This window comes from Ralstonia mojiangensis (assembly GCF_023955645.1).
GTDB classification, from domain to species: domain Bacteria; phylum Pseudomonadota; class Gammaproteobacteria; order Burkholderiales; family Burkholderiaceae; genus Ralstonia; species Ralstonia mojiangensis.
Window position 1 is genome coordinate 787,985 of record NZ_JAMXHU010000004.1, and the last position, 13,787, is coordinate 801,771.

General features: G+C 62.2%; 12 protein-coding genes. 10 read left to right on the forward strand and 2 right to left on the reverse strand.

The window, feature by feature from the left end; genetic code table 11:
- The first annotated feature begins 48 nt into the window (after window positions 1-48).
- The 4 genes from NG898_RS20195 to NG898_RS20210 all read left to right on the forward strand — a co-directional run bounded on the left by NG898_RS20195 (window position 49) and on the right by NG898_RS20210 (window position 4,310).
- On the forward strand, window positions 49-1,344 hold the full coding sequence (locus NG898_RS20195; protein WP_252694085.1) for a glycosyltransferase family 2 protein: 1,296 nt from the start codon (window positions 49-51) through the stop codon (window positions 1,342-1,344).
- 74 nt (window positions 1,345-1,418) lie between these two features.
- Window positions 1,419-2,480 (forward strand): hypothetical protein, encoded by a 1,062-nt coding sequence (locus NG898_RS20200; protein ID WP_252694086.1) that lies wholly within the window; start codon window positions 1,419-1,421, stop codon window positions 2,478-2,480.
- A 31-nt stretch (window positions 2,481-2,511) separates the two neighbouring features.
- Window positions 2,512-3,576 carry a hypothetical protein gene (locus tag NG898_RS20205; RefSeq protein ID WP_252694087.1) on the forward strand — a complete coding sequence of 355 codons (1,065 nt, stop codon included), beginning with the start codon at window positions 2,512-2,514 and terminating at the stop codon, window positions 3,574-3,576.
- An 8-nt stretch (window positions 3,577-3,584) separates the two neighbouring features.
- Entirely contained in the window at window positions 3,585-4,310 is a 726-nt protein-coding gene (locus tag NG898_RS20210; RefSeq protein WP_252694088.1) for a hypothetical protein, read from the forward strand.
- On the opposite strand, the gene NG898_RS20215 is transcribed toward NG898_RS20210, so the two are convergent.
- Complete coding sequence (locus NG898_RS20215) at window positions 4,291-5,367, reverse strand: glycosyl hydrolase family 18 protein (RefSeq protein ID WP_252694089.1); 1,077 nt, start codon at window positions 5,365-5,367, stop codon at window positions 4,291-4,293. The genes NG898_RS20210 and NG898_RS20215 overlap by 20 nt on opposite strands.
- 385 nt (window positions 5,368-5,752) lie before the next feature.
- Here NG898_RS20215 and NG898_RS20220 point away from each other — a divergent pair, with 385 nt between their 5' ends.
- A complete protein-coding gene (locus tag NG898_RS20220) occupies window positions 5,753-7,177 on the forward strand; it encodes a sensor domain-containing diguanylate cyclase (RefSeq protein WP_252694175.1) in 1,425 nt (474 codons plus the stop codon).
- Window positions 7,178-7,233: 56 nt separating this feature from the next.
- Here NG898_RS20220 and NG898_RS20225 read toward each other — a convergent pair whose 3' ends face one another.
- Window positions 7,234-8,445: a sensor domain-containing phosphodiesterase gene (locus NG898_RS20225; protein WP_252694090.1), complete on the reverse strand. Its 1,212-nt coding sequence runs from the start codon at window positions 8,443-8,445 to the stop codon at window positions 7,234-7,236.
- A gap of 295 nt (window positions 8,446-8,740) precedes the next feature.
- On the opposite strand from NG898_RS20225, the gene NG898_RS20230 reads away from it, so the two are divergent.
- The 5 genes from NG898_RS20230 to NG898_RS20250 are packed head-to-tail and all read left to right on the forward strand — an operon-like array spanning window position 8,741 to window position 13,742.
- Window positions 8,741-10,129: an ATP-binding protein gene (locus NG898_RS20230; protein WP_252694091.1), complete on the forward strand. Its 1,389-nt coding sequence runs from the start codon at window positions 8,741-8,743 to the stop codon at window positions 10,127-10,129.
- A gap of 38 nt (window positions 10,130-10,167) precedes the next feature.
- On the forward strand, window positions 10,168-10,536 hold the full coding sequence (locus NG898_RS20235) for a response regulator (protein ID WP_092970777.1): 369 nt from the start codon (window positions 10,168-10,170) through the stop codon (window positions 10,534-10,536).
- Window positions 10,529-11,140 carry a chemotaxis protein CheC gene (locus NG898_RS20240; protein ID WP_252694092.1) on the forward strand — a complete coding sequence of 204 codons (612 nt, stop codon included), beginning with the start codon at window positions 10,529-10,531 and terminating at the stop codon, window positions 11,138-11,140. The genes NG898_RS20235 and NG898_RS20240 overlap by 8 nt, the downstream gene beginning before the upstream one ends.
- Before the next feature lie 38 nt (window positions 11,141-11,178).
- Window positions 11,179-12,600 carry a response regulator c-di-GMP phosphodiesterase, NosR family gene (nosR, locus tag NG898_RS20245; protein WP_252694093.1) on the forward strand — a complete coding sequence of 474 codons (1,422 nt, stop codon included), beginning with the start codon at window positions 11,179-11,181 and terminating at the stop codon, window positions 12,598-12,600.
- Between the two features lie 23 nt (window positions 12,601-12,623).
- Complete coding sequence (locus tag NG898_RS20250; protein WP_420803709.1) at window positions 12,624-13,742, forward strand: substrate-binding domain-containing protein; 1,119 nt, start codon at window positions 12,624-12,626, stop codon at window positions 13,740-13,742.
- The last annotated feature ends 45 nt before the right edge of the window (window positions 13,743-13,787 follow it).

Below are 13,787 nucleotides of genomic sequence, written 5' to 3' on the forward strand. Positions count from 1 at the left end.
CTTTCGTTTCTTCTGTTGCTCCATTTTCTCTATCGCCCTGGCTTCTTCATGGATGCTTATCTGTTGCTGACGCTTTCGCTCGGCTGGGTGCTGTCTGCCCTGCTGTACGTGATCCCGCTGTTGTGCGTGATTGTCTGGCGCAAGGAGACCTTCCTTGCGAAGGACTACACCGTGCAGCGCCGCGTGTCGGTGCTGCTGCCTTGCTTCAATGAAGGCCCGCACGCGTATGACACGATCAAGAGCATCAGCGAGTCGAACTATCCGGCAGAGTTGCTGGAGATCGTTGCGGTGGATGACCATTCCACCGACGACAGCTGGGAATGGATCCAGAAGGCGCAGCGCGACTTCTCGGGTGCGGTCAGGATCGCCGCGTATCGGCAGCCCGTGAACAAGGGCAAGTACGAAGCGTTGAACCGGGCGGCCAACATTGCCACCAGCGCAGATATCTTCATCTGCATCGACAGCGATTGCACCTTCCATCCCGATGCGGTGCGCGAACTGGTGGCGTCGTTTGCTTCGGACAAGATCGCGGCCGTGGGCGGGCACGTGCGCGTGAGCAACGTGAACGAGAACCTCGTCACCAAGACGCAGGCCACGGTGTACTTCTACGCCTACAAGGTGATGAAGATGTTCCAGAACCGCCTGCGCAATGTCACGTGCATCAGCGGTTGCCTGTTTGCTATCCGCCGCGATGCGTTTTTCGAGATCGAAGAAGACGTGAAGACGTGCAACTTCCTCGGCGCCAAGTTCTCTGCGGGTGAAGACCGCTATATGACGCACCTGCTGATGCTGCGCGGCTATCAGACTGCGGTGAACCTCGACGCTATCTGTTGGACGGAGGTCCCGACCACCTTCCGCAAGTTCTTCACGCAGCAGTGGCGCTGGCGCCGCAGCGGCACGCAGGATTACCTGCTCACGTTGCGCACGCTGGGCCGGCACGCGCGCAATGTCCATCCGCTCTCGGCCATGAACCTGATCCTGCCAGAGACGGTGAACTACTTGATGCTGTTCACATTCATCTTCGCCATCGCGTCGGGCAACGCGCTTGAGTGGATCGTGTCGCACCAGGTGTTCACGTACACGGTGTTCGCGCCGTTCCTGTTTGGCGTGCATTTCTGGGCCAAGCGTTGCGCGCCCGATCAGGCCGTGAAGGGCGGGCCGCTGCCGCTGTTGCCGTTCATTGCGGCATGGGCGCTGGCGGGCACAGTCACGTGCGCAATGATGGCCATCTTCACGATGGACTCAAGCAGCTGGGGTACGCGCGTATCCAAGAAACCGGAGGAATCCGCAGGCACCGCAAAGGACGGCGCCGAACTTGAAGGCATGCAGCCACAACAAGGCTGACACACACAAAAAAACAAATCGAACGCGCCGGGTCCACAAGATGAATACGCGGAGACGGCCGGGGGAGCTCAGACATGGTTCGTCGTTCTATGCGCTGGACGGGCGCAGTGTTTCTTACGTGCGCGGCTTTGCCGATGCTTGCGGTGGCGGGCGAGGCCGATCTGTTCTGCGAGCTGTCGGGCGTGCAGGCCGACGCGGAATCGAAGGTGCTCGACGCACCGTACGCCTTCGTCAATGTGGGCAATCCGTCCATCTCCAACAAGGTCGTGTCGGCGGGTGTCAGCAAGAGCCTGTCGCAGGCCCGGCGCGCGGGTCTGGTCCAGGAACGCGCGGCGGCCGAGTGCGAGGCCTATCGCTCAGGTCTGGCGCTCAAGGAGTCGGTGGAAGGCGTGCCCGCCAAGATCGAGCTGCATTCGTTGGCGGAGCGGAAACTGGGTTTGGAGGACGCGCTGCAGGCCGCCGAGCGCAACCTCGCTACCGAGCAGGCCCTGCTAGCGAGCAATGACGCCACGCTGGCCGATCTCACGGCGGCGCTGCGCCTGCGCGACGGCATTGCGATGGATCTGGCCGCACTGCGCCAGCGCCAGGCCGAGCTGTCCACGGCCGCCGACCCCGCACAACGCCCGCTGAGCGAACTCGTGAGCCAGAACGCCACCGCCCAGGCGCGCGCTGCTCAACTGGCTTCGCGCGCGAGCGCCACGCTCGGCTGGGACGTCACCATCCTGGCCGGCATGCGCCATGACTTCACATCGGGTTCGCAATCGCCGTTCATCGGGCTCACTGCATCGCGCAGTTTCGGCTATGACGCCTCCGTGCGCGCGTCGGACCGCGTGGGCGAACTGACCGCCAAGCTCGTCGGCGAACAGCGCGACGGTGCGTATCAGCAGGTCTTGCGCATGAGGCAGTCGCTCGAAGGCGCGCTGAGCGCCGAAACGCTGCGCCAACGCAGCCTGGAGCAACGCAACGCGGCCATCCACACGATGATCGAACGCGCCCAAGGCGTGGACACCAATGCCGCGCGCCGCCTGCTGCGCAACATGTCGGTGGAGAGTCTGACCACCTCGGCCGAGCTGGCCGCCAGCAACGCGCGCATCCAGGACATCGGCACGTGGCTCAAGGCCAATCCGACCAACTGATTTCGAACTCTTCAACCTGCGGGGCACCTCCATGATTGCCGCCTTCTCCAACTACTTTCAGTCGAAGATGCTCGTCGTCTATCGGTTAGCGTCCTTCTTTGTGCTGATCGCCATCATTGGCGGTATCTTTGGCTACATCGCGTTGCTCTTCTTCTACCTGCAGAGCAACAACTGGGGCGCGCCGCTCGTGATCTCGCCCGCGCAGGAGCGCGTGTTGTCGTATCAGCCGCAGGTGGCGCAACTGCGCGCGCAGCTCGACAAGCAACGCACAGATTTGGTGGACCTCACCGCGCAGCTCGCCGTCAAGAAAGAGGGGTTGCAAGCGCTCGACGCGCTGATCGCGCGCACCACCGAGGCGCAACAGCGCCAGATTCAGAACATGTCGCATGTGTCGAAAAACCTCAGCCGGCTGGTCAGCCTCAAGTCGGGTGACATTGCCGACAGCGAGCGCGCGCACGCGCAGCTCAAAGGCATGATGGCTTCGACCGATGCAGAGATGCGCGCGGGCCTCATCTCCAAGGAAGACGCGGCCGCGCGCATGGTGACGCTGCAATCGTCGGCAAATGCGTTGACGGACTCCAAGATCGCCGCGATGCAGGTGGGCGTGAACTCCACGCAGAGCCGTGCGGTGATGTCCACGCTGGGCGGCGCGGCGGACGACCTGCAAACCATGACCACGCTGGCGCAGACGCAGCAGATGATCTTCTCGCGTATGCAGCTCAAGGCCGAAATCGATTCGGCACAGGGCAACCTGGGCGTGCTGCGCGCGGGTATTAAGGAGTCGGAGCGCATCCTGGCGGTGGCCATGCGCTCGCCGTACTACAAGGCGCTCACTCAGCCGGTGTCGGTGGCCTTCGTGCCGTACGAAAACATGGAACGCGCCAAGGCGGGCGAGCCCGTCTATGACTGCATCCTGCAGATCTTCCTGTGCAAGCAGGTCGGCAAGGTGGCCGCCACTTACGATGCCGAGGAATATGCAAAACATCCGCTGTTCCGTTACGACCTGAAAGGCAAGCTGGTCGAGGTGAGCTTCACCGATCCGGCTTCGAGCACCAGCCGCGTCGTCTTCTTCGGGCGCAAGCCGCTGCTGCTGTGAGGCGCGCCATGTTCCGTCGACTGGTTTGTCTGCTCGCGAGCCTGACGTGTGCGTGCACGGTAGCAACGGCGCGGGAGATCACGTTCTCTGGTCAGCAGTGGGTGGTACGTTCATCCGGCGGCCAATTGAGCGGGCCGGGTCCAAACGTGTTCTCGGACGGGCTGGATGCGGCGCATGTAGATGCGCAAGGGCGTTTGCGCATGGCCATCGTCAAGGCAGGGCAGGGCTGGCACAGCGCCGAAGTCACGCTCTCGCGCCCGCTGGGCTACGGCACCTACGAACTTGAAGTGGAAACCGATCCATTCGGCATGGACCGCCAGGCCGTCTTCGGTTTCTTCACCTATAGCAGCGCACCGGAACAGGCGCACCGCGAGTTGGATGTCGAGCTGTCGTACTGGGCGCGGCCAGACGAGCCGAATAACGCGCAGTTTGTCGTGCAGCCGTCCGGTACGCCAGACACGCTGCGCCGCTTCGAGGTCAACCAGGGGCACGTGACGTATCGCATCCGCTGGGAGCACGGCCTGGCCGAGTTCAGCGCTACGACGGCCGACGGCGCGGTGTTGCAGCACTGGTCTCGCACCGCGGGCGTGCCCGATGCGGGCGACGCGCGCCTCCAGCTGAACCTGTGGCTGTTTCGGGGCAAGCCGCCGCAGAACGGGCAACCGGTGGAATTCGTGATGCGGGCGTTTCGCTTTACGCCCGGTGCCCGGTCGCCTAGTGGATTACAGCGGTGATGGCACCCCAGAAGCTCATGTCTTCCGCACCCAGCACCCACATCGATACGCCGGCCAGGTTCAGCGTGTTGGCCATGGCGGCCTTGGTCTGCAAGCCTTGCGCGGTCTCGTACCAGACCTCGTGCGCGCTCCCATCGGTGGCGGTGTAGTTGAAATGAGCGGACTGCGTGGCGGCGTCCCATTGGGCTGTAGCGCCGGTCGTGGCAATCAACGTGGAGATGTCTTTGAAGGCGACCGAGGTGCCGGTGTTCCGTGTGCGATTCCAGTCGTAGCCGTAGGCCGGCAGGCCCAGCAGCAACTTGGTCGACGGCACGAGGCTCGCGGCGTACTGCAGCGCTGTGAGCATCCAGTCGCTGCCAGCCACCGGGCCGGGCTGGCCACTGGGGATGTGCTCGTCGTAGGTCATCACCTGGATGAAGTCGGCGCTCTGGCCGAGGGCGGCGTAGTCGTAGGGCCACGTCCACGTGTTGCCGATCACGTCTGCGCTCTTGGCCGGCAGGCTGAGCATCAGCGTGGAATGGTTGGCATGCAGTTGCGCCGCGAGATCGGCGACGAAGCTGGTGTAGGCGTCGCGATCGGTGGTGTACAGGCCTTCGAAGTCGAGGTTGATACCGGCCAGGTTCTGCGTCTTGGCCAGCGTAACGATGTTCTGCAGCGTCGTCGCGCGATTGGTGACGAGCGCGCCGTGCGCAATGACCGGATCGAAATCGGTGCCGAAATTCGTGATACACGCGTATGAAAGCTTGCCCGCCGCTTGGTTACCGGAGAGCAGTGCTGTTGGGAGCGAGCCGTTCAAACTACCGTTTGCATCTGCGCGGATCACATCCACCGAGATGGCAGTGACGGGCGTGGCCGCACTCATGGCCGATGCCATCGACGTTGTGCTGCCCAATGCGTAGCCCAGCAGCACCTTGGGCGCGGCCGCGGCGGGCTTGGTGGACGTCGTGGGGATGTTCGTCTGCACAGCGGCGCCCGAGCCGGATGCGCCGTCGCCGCCGCCGCATCCCGAAAGCATGAGGGTGACACACGCTGCGCCAATCAGATCGAAAACTTTCATGTGGAAACCCCGTTCGTCTTTATGTTCTCCCGGGGTTTATCGGTCCAGCCTCTGGAACCTTGAGACGTCAACGTCTCAGCCATATCGCCTAGGGGCGATGTTGAGATCAGGCGTTTGAATCGGCTGTCAGGCACGAAGCATCGTCGATCTTCTAGACTGTTCTTCACGGGTTTGCCGCGGCCAACGCTGCGTCAGGCCGGCCACGATAAGGGTGGCGTTGATCTATTCGGGCGTTTCGCGGTCTTTCAGACAAGAGCACACGAATATGGCGATCACGGTGAAGGGCAATCACAAGACCAATCGACTTCGCTGGCTTTTCCCTTATTGGGACCACCGCAAGGTGACGACGCCCCATGCAATCGTGGCCGCGGGAGTTGTCATCGCGATGTCGATGGTGGTGATCTGCGCGGTGGTCCTGTATCAGAGCCGGCTGGACGCCATGGCCCGCGCGACCGAAACATCGCGCAACCTTGCCCTCTTGGCGGAGCGCGACATCGAAAGAAATTTCGAACTCTATGCGCTGTCGCTCCGGGCCGTCGTCGATGGCGTGAACGATCCTGAGGTGATGAGCGCGTCTCCCCGGTTGCGTGGCTTTGCCTTGTTCGACCGTGCCGCAACCGCAACGTATCTGGGCTCGATGCTGGTGCTGGATGCCGAGGGCAATATCGTCATCGATTCCGCTGGCGACGTGCCGCGCAAAGCCAACTTCTCTGATCGCGAGTACTTCAAAGTCCACCGCGACAATCCGAACGTCGGCCTGTACGTTGGCGATCCCTACGCGTCCCGCTTGCGGGATGGGGCGCCAAGCATTCCGCTCAGTCGACGGCTGTCGCGGCCGGACGGCTCGTTTGCCGGCGTCGTGCTGATCGCGCTGCAGCTCGAATATTTCCACAAGCTGTTTGCCGCGCTATCCCTGGGGCCGCACGGATCGGTCGCGTTGATTGCCCGAGACGGCACGATGGTCATGCGGCAGCCCTACGATGTGAAGGTCATTGGGCGCAACATCCGCAACGCTAGTACGTTCAAGCAGTTCCTGTCGGCGCCGGAGGGCAGTTTTTCGGATACATCGACACTCGATGGCGTCGAGCGGCTGTATTACTTCAAGAACCTGCCCAACCTGCCACTCATCATCATGGTGGCCGAAGCACATGTCGACATCTACGCGGCCTGGAAGCGTCGCGCGCTGATCATCGCCTCGCTGATGGCCGCGCTGGCACTTGGCTTCATCGCGCTGTCCTTTGCCCTCGGGGCACAGTTGCGGCGGCGCATGCGCGCGGAGTCGGAGCTGGCAATGCTGGCACGCACTGATGGGCTGACGGGGCTGAACAACCGCCGCACCCTTGGCGAAATCCTCGATCAAGAGTGGCGTCGCGCCAAGCGGACGCGCAGCATTCTGTCTTTGCTCTTCGTCGATATCGATCGGTTCAAGATGTACAACGATACCTACGGGCATCAGGCCGGCGATGATGCCTTGGCGGCGGTCGCGAAGTGTATTGGCGACAATATTCGCCGGCCGACTGACAGCGCCGCGCGGTATGGCGGTGAGGAGTTCGTTGTGGTTTTGCCGGACACGTCGCCAGAAGGCGCTGCCTCCATTGCAGAAAAAATACGCGCGGCCATCTCCAACCTCGCCATCGAGCACAAGGCCAGCGAGTATGGCCGCGTGACTGCCAGCATCGGCGCGGCCGCATGGACGCCAGAACAGGATGTCGATGTGTCGGCCGTCATCCGTGCGGCAGATGCAGCCCTGTACGACGCGAAGGCAACGGGCCGCAACCGCGTTGCTCAGTCAAAGCTGAAGCCGGCCTAGGCGGTACGCATGCGTCGGAACGCGATGGTAAAGACCGCGTGCCCGGCGAGCCCCGTCTACACCGTGGTGTTTATCGAAACGGCTTCAAGCGGGCCTGGCCGCCCCAAGAGATAGCCTTGTCCGTTGCGCACGCCCAGGTCGGCCAGCATCGTTTTCTGGGGCTCTGTTTCGATACCTTCGGCGACGAGATCGCATCGTATTTCATTGGCGAACGTCACCATGGCCTTGAGCAGCGCGCGCTTGATCGGGTCGTCTTCCAGATTGGTCGTCAGGTATGCGTCGAGTTTGATGAGGTCCGGTTTGAGCGCAATGATGTGGTTCATCGTGGAATAGCCGGAACCTGCGTCATCGATCGCGATGCGGATCAAGTGGCGACGCAGCGGAAGAAGCGCTTCCTGCAGGCTGGGGTAGTCGTCGACCAGGGCGTGCTCCGTGATTTCCAGTACCACGCGATGAGGCGGGGCATCGTGCAGCAATGTTTCCAGCTTGCCGCTGAGTACCGTGGCAGGAGAGACATTGACGGCCAGATAGGCGCCGGCAATCGAGTGCAATGCGCGCAGGCCTTTTTTGATGGCAAGCATTTCGAGTTCAACGCCAAGGCCGACTTCCCAGGCATCTGCAAACCAGCGATACGGGGGCCGTTGCTGCCCACCGGGAAATCGGGACAAGGCCTCAAGTCCGACCAGGTGTCCGTCCACTAAAGACCGTATCGGCTGAAAGTAGATCGAGAGTTGATCATGTTCGATCGTGCGTTTCACGCGCGACAGTTTTTCGCTCACCTGCTGTGTTGCCGCTTTGTGTCGTTCGATCTGGCGCGCGATCACCCCAGAGAATGCGGTCATGAGTTCCAGGTCGCGGGAGTTCAGAGAGTAGTCGGGGCGGTCACTGAAGCAGCAGAACGTGCCGAACACCGATCCGTCGGCCAATTGAATCGGCACGCTGATGTGTGCGCCGATGGGAAATGCGGCGGTCATGGGCAACTCGTGCGCGGCTGCAAGTTTGGCCGCGTCTTGGATCAGTGGCGGTAAGCGGCCGTCAATCACCCGAGTGCAATAGCTGTCAGCCAGCGGTCCGGAATCGCCGACGCTGAAGGGCGGCCGCTCAGCACCGCTATCGACATACCGGAAGACACGTTTTGACTCGACGAACTCGGAGACAAATGCGAAAGGCATTCCCAAATGCGTCCGGACGGCACGCAGAATTTGCGCAATGTGCGCAGTCGCTTCAAGGTCGGCCTCGATGAGGCTACTGGTGAGAAGGTGCTCCAATTCCTCTCTCTCCTTAGCCGGATCATTTTCCCGGCGAGTGATCGTCTACCCATTTTCTGCATCAGTGGAGCGCCAAGGAGCAGTATGTCGGGACAGCGGTAATGTCACACGCGACAAGTGTCTCGCACTTAACTCTAGATTATTTTGCGCAGGCTGCCGACGATCCAGATATTCAGGATTAATAGGGATTTGTACGCATCTGCCTGGGCAAAATTCGGTCGATAAATACAGAGACGACCACGGAATCCAAGTGGCTGATAGCGAACACTATTGCCTCGCAGGAAGCATGCCAAACATGGCAGACATTACCCAACCCCAGTTATCTGATGCCATTGCACAATTGGTGAGTTGCGGCGTGTTTTCGGTGGATCGCCAGATGCAGATCCTGTCGTGGAACCGCTTCATGCAATATCACAGCGGTTTTTCCGGCGAGGATGTGATCGGCAAGGACATGTTCGTGCTATTTCCGGAACTGCCGGAAAAGTGGCTGCGCAAGAAAATCGAAAGCGTATTCGTTCTGGGTGTCTCTGCGTACACATCTTGGGAGCACCGCCCGTATTTGTTCCGTTTTCGTCATACGCGGCCCATTACCGACACGATTGAATGGATGCAGCAGAACTGCAGCTTTATTCCGATCGAAGATGGAAATGGTGTGGTCATCGCGGTGGGGATTACATTGCTCGATGCGACGGACGTATGCCTTGCCTATGGCGAGCTGAAGAAGCGTGAAAAAACCGTAACCGATGCGCTTCAGGAACTCACTGTGCGTAACGCCCAACTCTCCGCGCTGAACGAAGAGCTGGCCCAGGCGCATCAGCAACTGCTGCAGTCGGAAAAGCTCGCCGCCATTGGCCAACTCGCCGCCGGCATTGCGCACGAGATCAATAACCCCGTGGGGTTCGTGCTCTCGAACCTGAACAGCTTGCAGCGCTATATGAGCACGCTGCTCGATTACGCACGCAACCTGGATCAGCTGATTGGCCAGCATGCACCGTCACTCGACGCACAGCTCTTGGCGCTTGCGCAGGCGGCCGACATCGAGTTTCTGGCCGAAGATGGTCCCGCGCTGGTGGCCGAATCGCAGGAAGGCCTGACCCGGGTGCGCGACATCGTGGTGGACTTGCGCGATTTCTCACGCGTCGACAGCGCCCATCAGTGGGATCAGGTGGACATTCACCGCTGCATCGAGTCGACGCTCAACATCGTCCACAACGAGATCAAATACCAGGCTGACCTCGTGCGCGAGTACAGCGAACTGCCGGCCGTGACCTGCATCCCGTCACAGATCAATCAGGTGGTGCTGAACCTGGTGGTCAACGCGGCGCAGTCGTATGCGGGCAAAAGCCCCCAGGGCGGCGGGCGCGGCACCATCACCGTCCGCACCGGAACTGACGCGCCCGACGCTGCATCGATCTGGTTTGAGGTAGCAGACGCCGGCAGCGGCATTGCGCCCGAAAACCTGAAGCGCATCTTCGACCCGTTCTTCACCACCAAGCCGGTCGGCAAGGGCACCGGCCTGGGGCTGTCGCTCACCTACGGCATTGTCAGAGCGCATGGCGGACGCGTCGACGTGTCGAGCACGGTGGGCGTGGGCACGACCTTCCGCGTGACGTTGCCACGATGCAGGCCGGAAGCTCCGCCCGTCGAACAACAACCGCTGGCCGCTACCGCGCTGGCTATATAACGCAAGCCTCACGCTTTACGCCTGAAGGGGGAAACATCATGGCGCTACCCGTGCTCGTTGCCGACGATTCATCGTTGGCGCGCAAGCTTCTGATCAATGCATTGCCTGATGACTGGGACGTCGAGGTTACACAGGCATCCAACGGTGCGCAGGCGCTGGAGCTGTTTCGTGCCGGTAAGGGCACGGTGGTTTTTCTTGATCTGACCATGCCGGACATGGACGGCTTCCAGGTGCTCGAACACATTCGCAAGGCCGGCGACGACGCCTTCGTCATCGTGGTGTCCGCCGACATTCAGTCTGGCGCCGTCGAGCGCGTCAAGGATCTCGGCGCCATCGGCTTCATTCCAAAGCCCGTATCGGCCGAGCGCATTGTTCCGATCCTGCGGGGGTACGGGCTCTATGAATGACCTGACACTGAACGAAGACCAGCGCGACGCTCTGCAGGAAATCGCCAATATCGGGATGGGCAAGGCGGGCGCGGCGCTGGCGGAGCTGCTGGGCGCGTTTGTGACGCTCTCGGTGCCGGGCATCAAGCTCGTCAACGCGGCCCAATTGAAGGCAGAGCTGCTAAGCCGCGACATGGCGGGCGACGCACCGTCACCGGTGCGGCAGGCGTTTCAGTCCGACATTTCGGGCGAGGCGATCGTGCTGTTCGGCAAGGACGGCCGCGAAGAACTCGAAGAGCTGATGGGCTACGGCGATGCGGACGTAAACAGCGAAAGCGAAGCCCTGTCCGACATCGCCAACTTGCTCGTGGGTGCTTGTGTACGCAGCGTCTTCGAGCAGCTCGGCCGCAATCTGTCGTTCTCGCGGCCAAGCTTCGTTCCGGCTGCGGTGCTGCAGCAAGCCTTGTCGGGCGAACAGTTCAATCGTTGGGATGTGGCGCTGTTCCTGGAAGTGCGCTTCACCCTCGAGCGCGGCGGCTTTGTGGCCCAGTTGGTGATGCTGCTACCTGAAACCGCTATCCGAAAAATGAAGCACGCGCTGGAGCAATTCCTGCAGGCGCTCTGAGACGCGCCCCGCCAGCCACCGAACCGAGACGACCAGCCATGCTTGTTTACGACGAAGACACCGCGCGAGCGAGCGCACCCGACACCGAGGCCGCCGCGCAGCCTGAGAGCGCACCGGCTTCCGCAACGCCTATGGAAGCCACGCCGTTGATCTTGCTGGTCGACGATGAACCAGGCGTGCTCTCGTCGCTGCGCAGGCTACTGAGGCCCACGGGCTACCGCGTGATCACCGCCGAGGGCGGTGCGGCCGCGCTCGACATGCTGTCGGTATATCCGGTGGATCTGGTCATTTCCGACATGCGCATGCCCGGCATGAACGGCGCCGAATTCCTGGCACGTGCTCGTGAGCGTTATCCGGACATCATGCGGATCCTGCTGACCGGCTACTCCGAAGTCGATTCGGCTGTGCGTGCCATCAACGAGGGCGGCGTCTATCGCTACCTCAACAAGCCGTGGGATGACCAGGACCTGTTGCTCACCGTCAAGCACGCGCTCGAGCAGCGCACGCTCGCATGCGAGGCGCGCCGCCTGAGCGAGTTGACGCAGCGGCAGAACGAAACGCTGCAGCAATTGAATGCCGGGCTGGAAACCCAGGTGCTGGCGCGCACCGAAGAAATTCGCCAGACCGTGATGTTCCTGGAAGGAGCTCAGCGGGACCAGAAAGCGAACTTCACGAATATGGTCAAGGTATGCGCCAGCATGATCGAGATGCGCTGTGGTGCCATGGCGCGCCAGTCGCTGCGCGTGGCCGATCTGGCGCGCCGCATTGCCATTGAATGCGGGTTGACGGGGCTGCAGGTGCAGGACATCTTCCACGCCGGCCTGCTGCACGGCATTGGCAAGTTGTCGCTGCCCGATGCCCTGCTGAATACGTCGCTCGACAGGCTTTCGGCTGAACAGGCACAGCAGTTCTATCAGCATCCGCTGCGTGCTCAGATGGTGCTCACACCCGTGCCGCAGCTGGAGAACGTCGCGCAAATCATCCGGCACCAGTACGAACGCTTCAATGGCCGTGGTACGCCCGACCGATTGGCCGGAGCCTCCATCCCGATCGGTGCACGCATCGTGGCGGTCGCGCGCGATTTCGAGGGGCTTCTGGCAGGCGAGATCATCAAGGACCACGTATCGGGCGATCAAGCCCTGGAGATGGTCAAGGCGCAATCGGGCCTGCGCTATGACCCCGATGTGGTCGTGCGCTTCGTGGCCGTGCTCAGACAGCAGGGCGAGGTGATGCCTGTGCGGCAGATCTCTGCAGCCGAGCTGCGCGAGGGTATGCGGTTGGCCGACGATCTGCTGACACGGCGCGGTGTGTTGCTCATTACACGGGACAGCATTGTCAGTGCGCACCAGGTCTTGCAGATCAGACGCTTCGAAACCCATGAGGATGTGCCGTTCGCAATTCTTGTCTACGCGCCCGTGCCCGAAGTGACGAATGCGGCAGAGACGCCGCCAACAGCGTGAAGCATGACCTTCGGGAGGCGGCGATGGTTGCAGGCACTGGCAAGCGAATGCTGGCGTACCTGCTGTGCGCAATCGGGTTGGGAGCGTCGCCAGGTCAGGCGGTGGCCTCCGGGGGCCCCGCTGACGACGCGCGCATGCAGCAGATCGTCGCGCGCGCCAGCGAACACGGGGCCCCGTGGGATGGTCCCCAGGCAGGTCCTCGTGCGCAGGTCGGCATCACGCTGGCCGTCGTAAGTGAAGACTTGCGCAACGGCGGCATTCTTGGTGTTGCAAAAGGCATCAAGGAGGCCACTGGCGCCATCGGCTGGAAAATCCGCGTCTATGACGCCGGCGGGACGCCCGAGGGCCGCAAGCGTGCGATGGCATCGGCCTTGGCGCTGCAACCGGACGGCGTCGTGCTCGTTGGCGGCGATGCGCGCGAGATGCAGGCAGCGCTGTTGCCCTTCGTGCGGCAGGGCAGGCCCGTGGTCGGCTGGCACGTTGCGGCTACGGCCGGCACCATCGCGGACAGCCCGATCGCCATCAATGTTTCCACCGACCCGATGGCCGTCGCCCGCCTCACGGCCATGGCGGCTGTCGTGGAATCTGCCGGCCACGCCAACGTGGTCATCTTTACCGACTCCAATTTCCAGATCGCCAGCGCAAAGGCTGCGGCGATGGCTGAGGTGATCAGCGCGTGCAAGGGCTGCCGCTTGCTGGCTGTCGAGGACGTACCTATCTCGGGCAGTGCGCAGGCCATGCCCGCCGTCATGCGACGTCTGCTGGAGCGGTATGGCCGCGTGTGGACGCATGCGCTGGCCATCAACGACATCTACTTCGATTACGCCGCCGCCGAGCTGACCCGCGCCGGCAAGCCCGACGGCATCCACATGCTGTCTGCCGGCGACGGCAGCGCCGCGGCGTTCCTGCGCATCCAGGCTGGAGCGTTTCAGACGAGCACGGTGGCCGAGCCGTTGAACCTGCAAGGCTGGCAACTGGTGGACGAGGTAAATCGGCTGCTGGCCCATCATGTGGTCACCGGGTATGTGGCCCCCGTGCACCTTGTGACGGTCAAGAACGTCGCTTTCGATGGCGGACCACTCGGGCAATACGACCCGGACAACGGCTACCGGGCCGTGTATCGCCGGATATGGGGCCGTTGAATGTTCAGCGCAGCCGCTGCTATCCGCTGTGCGCGCACGCCGCGG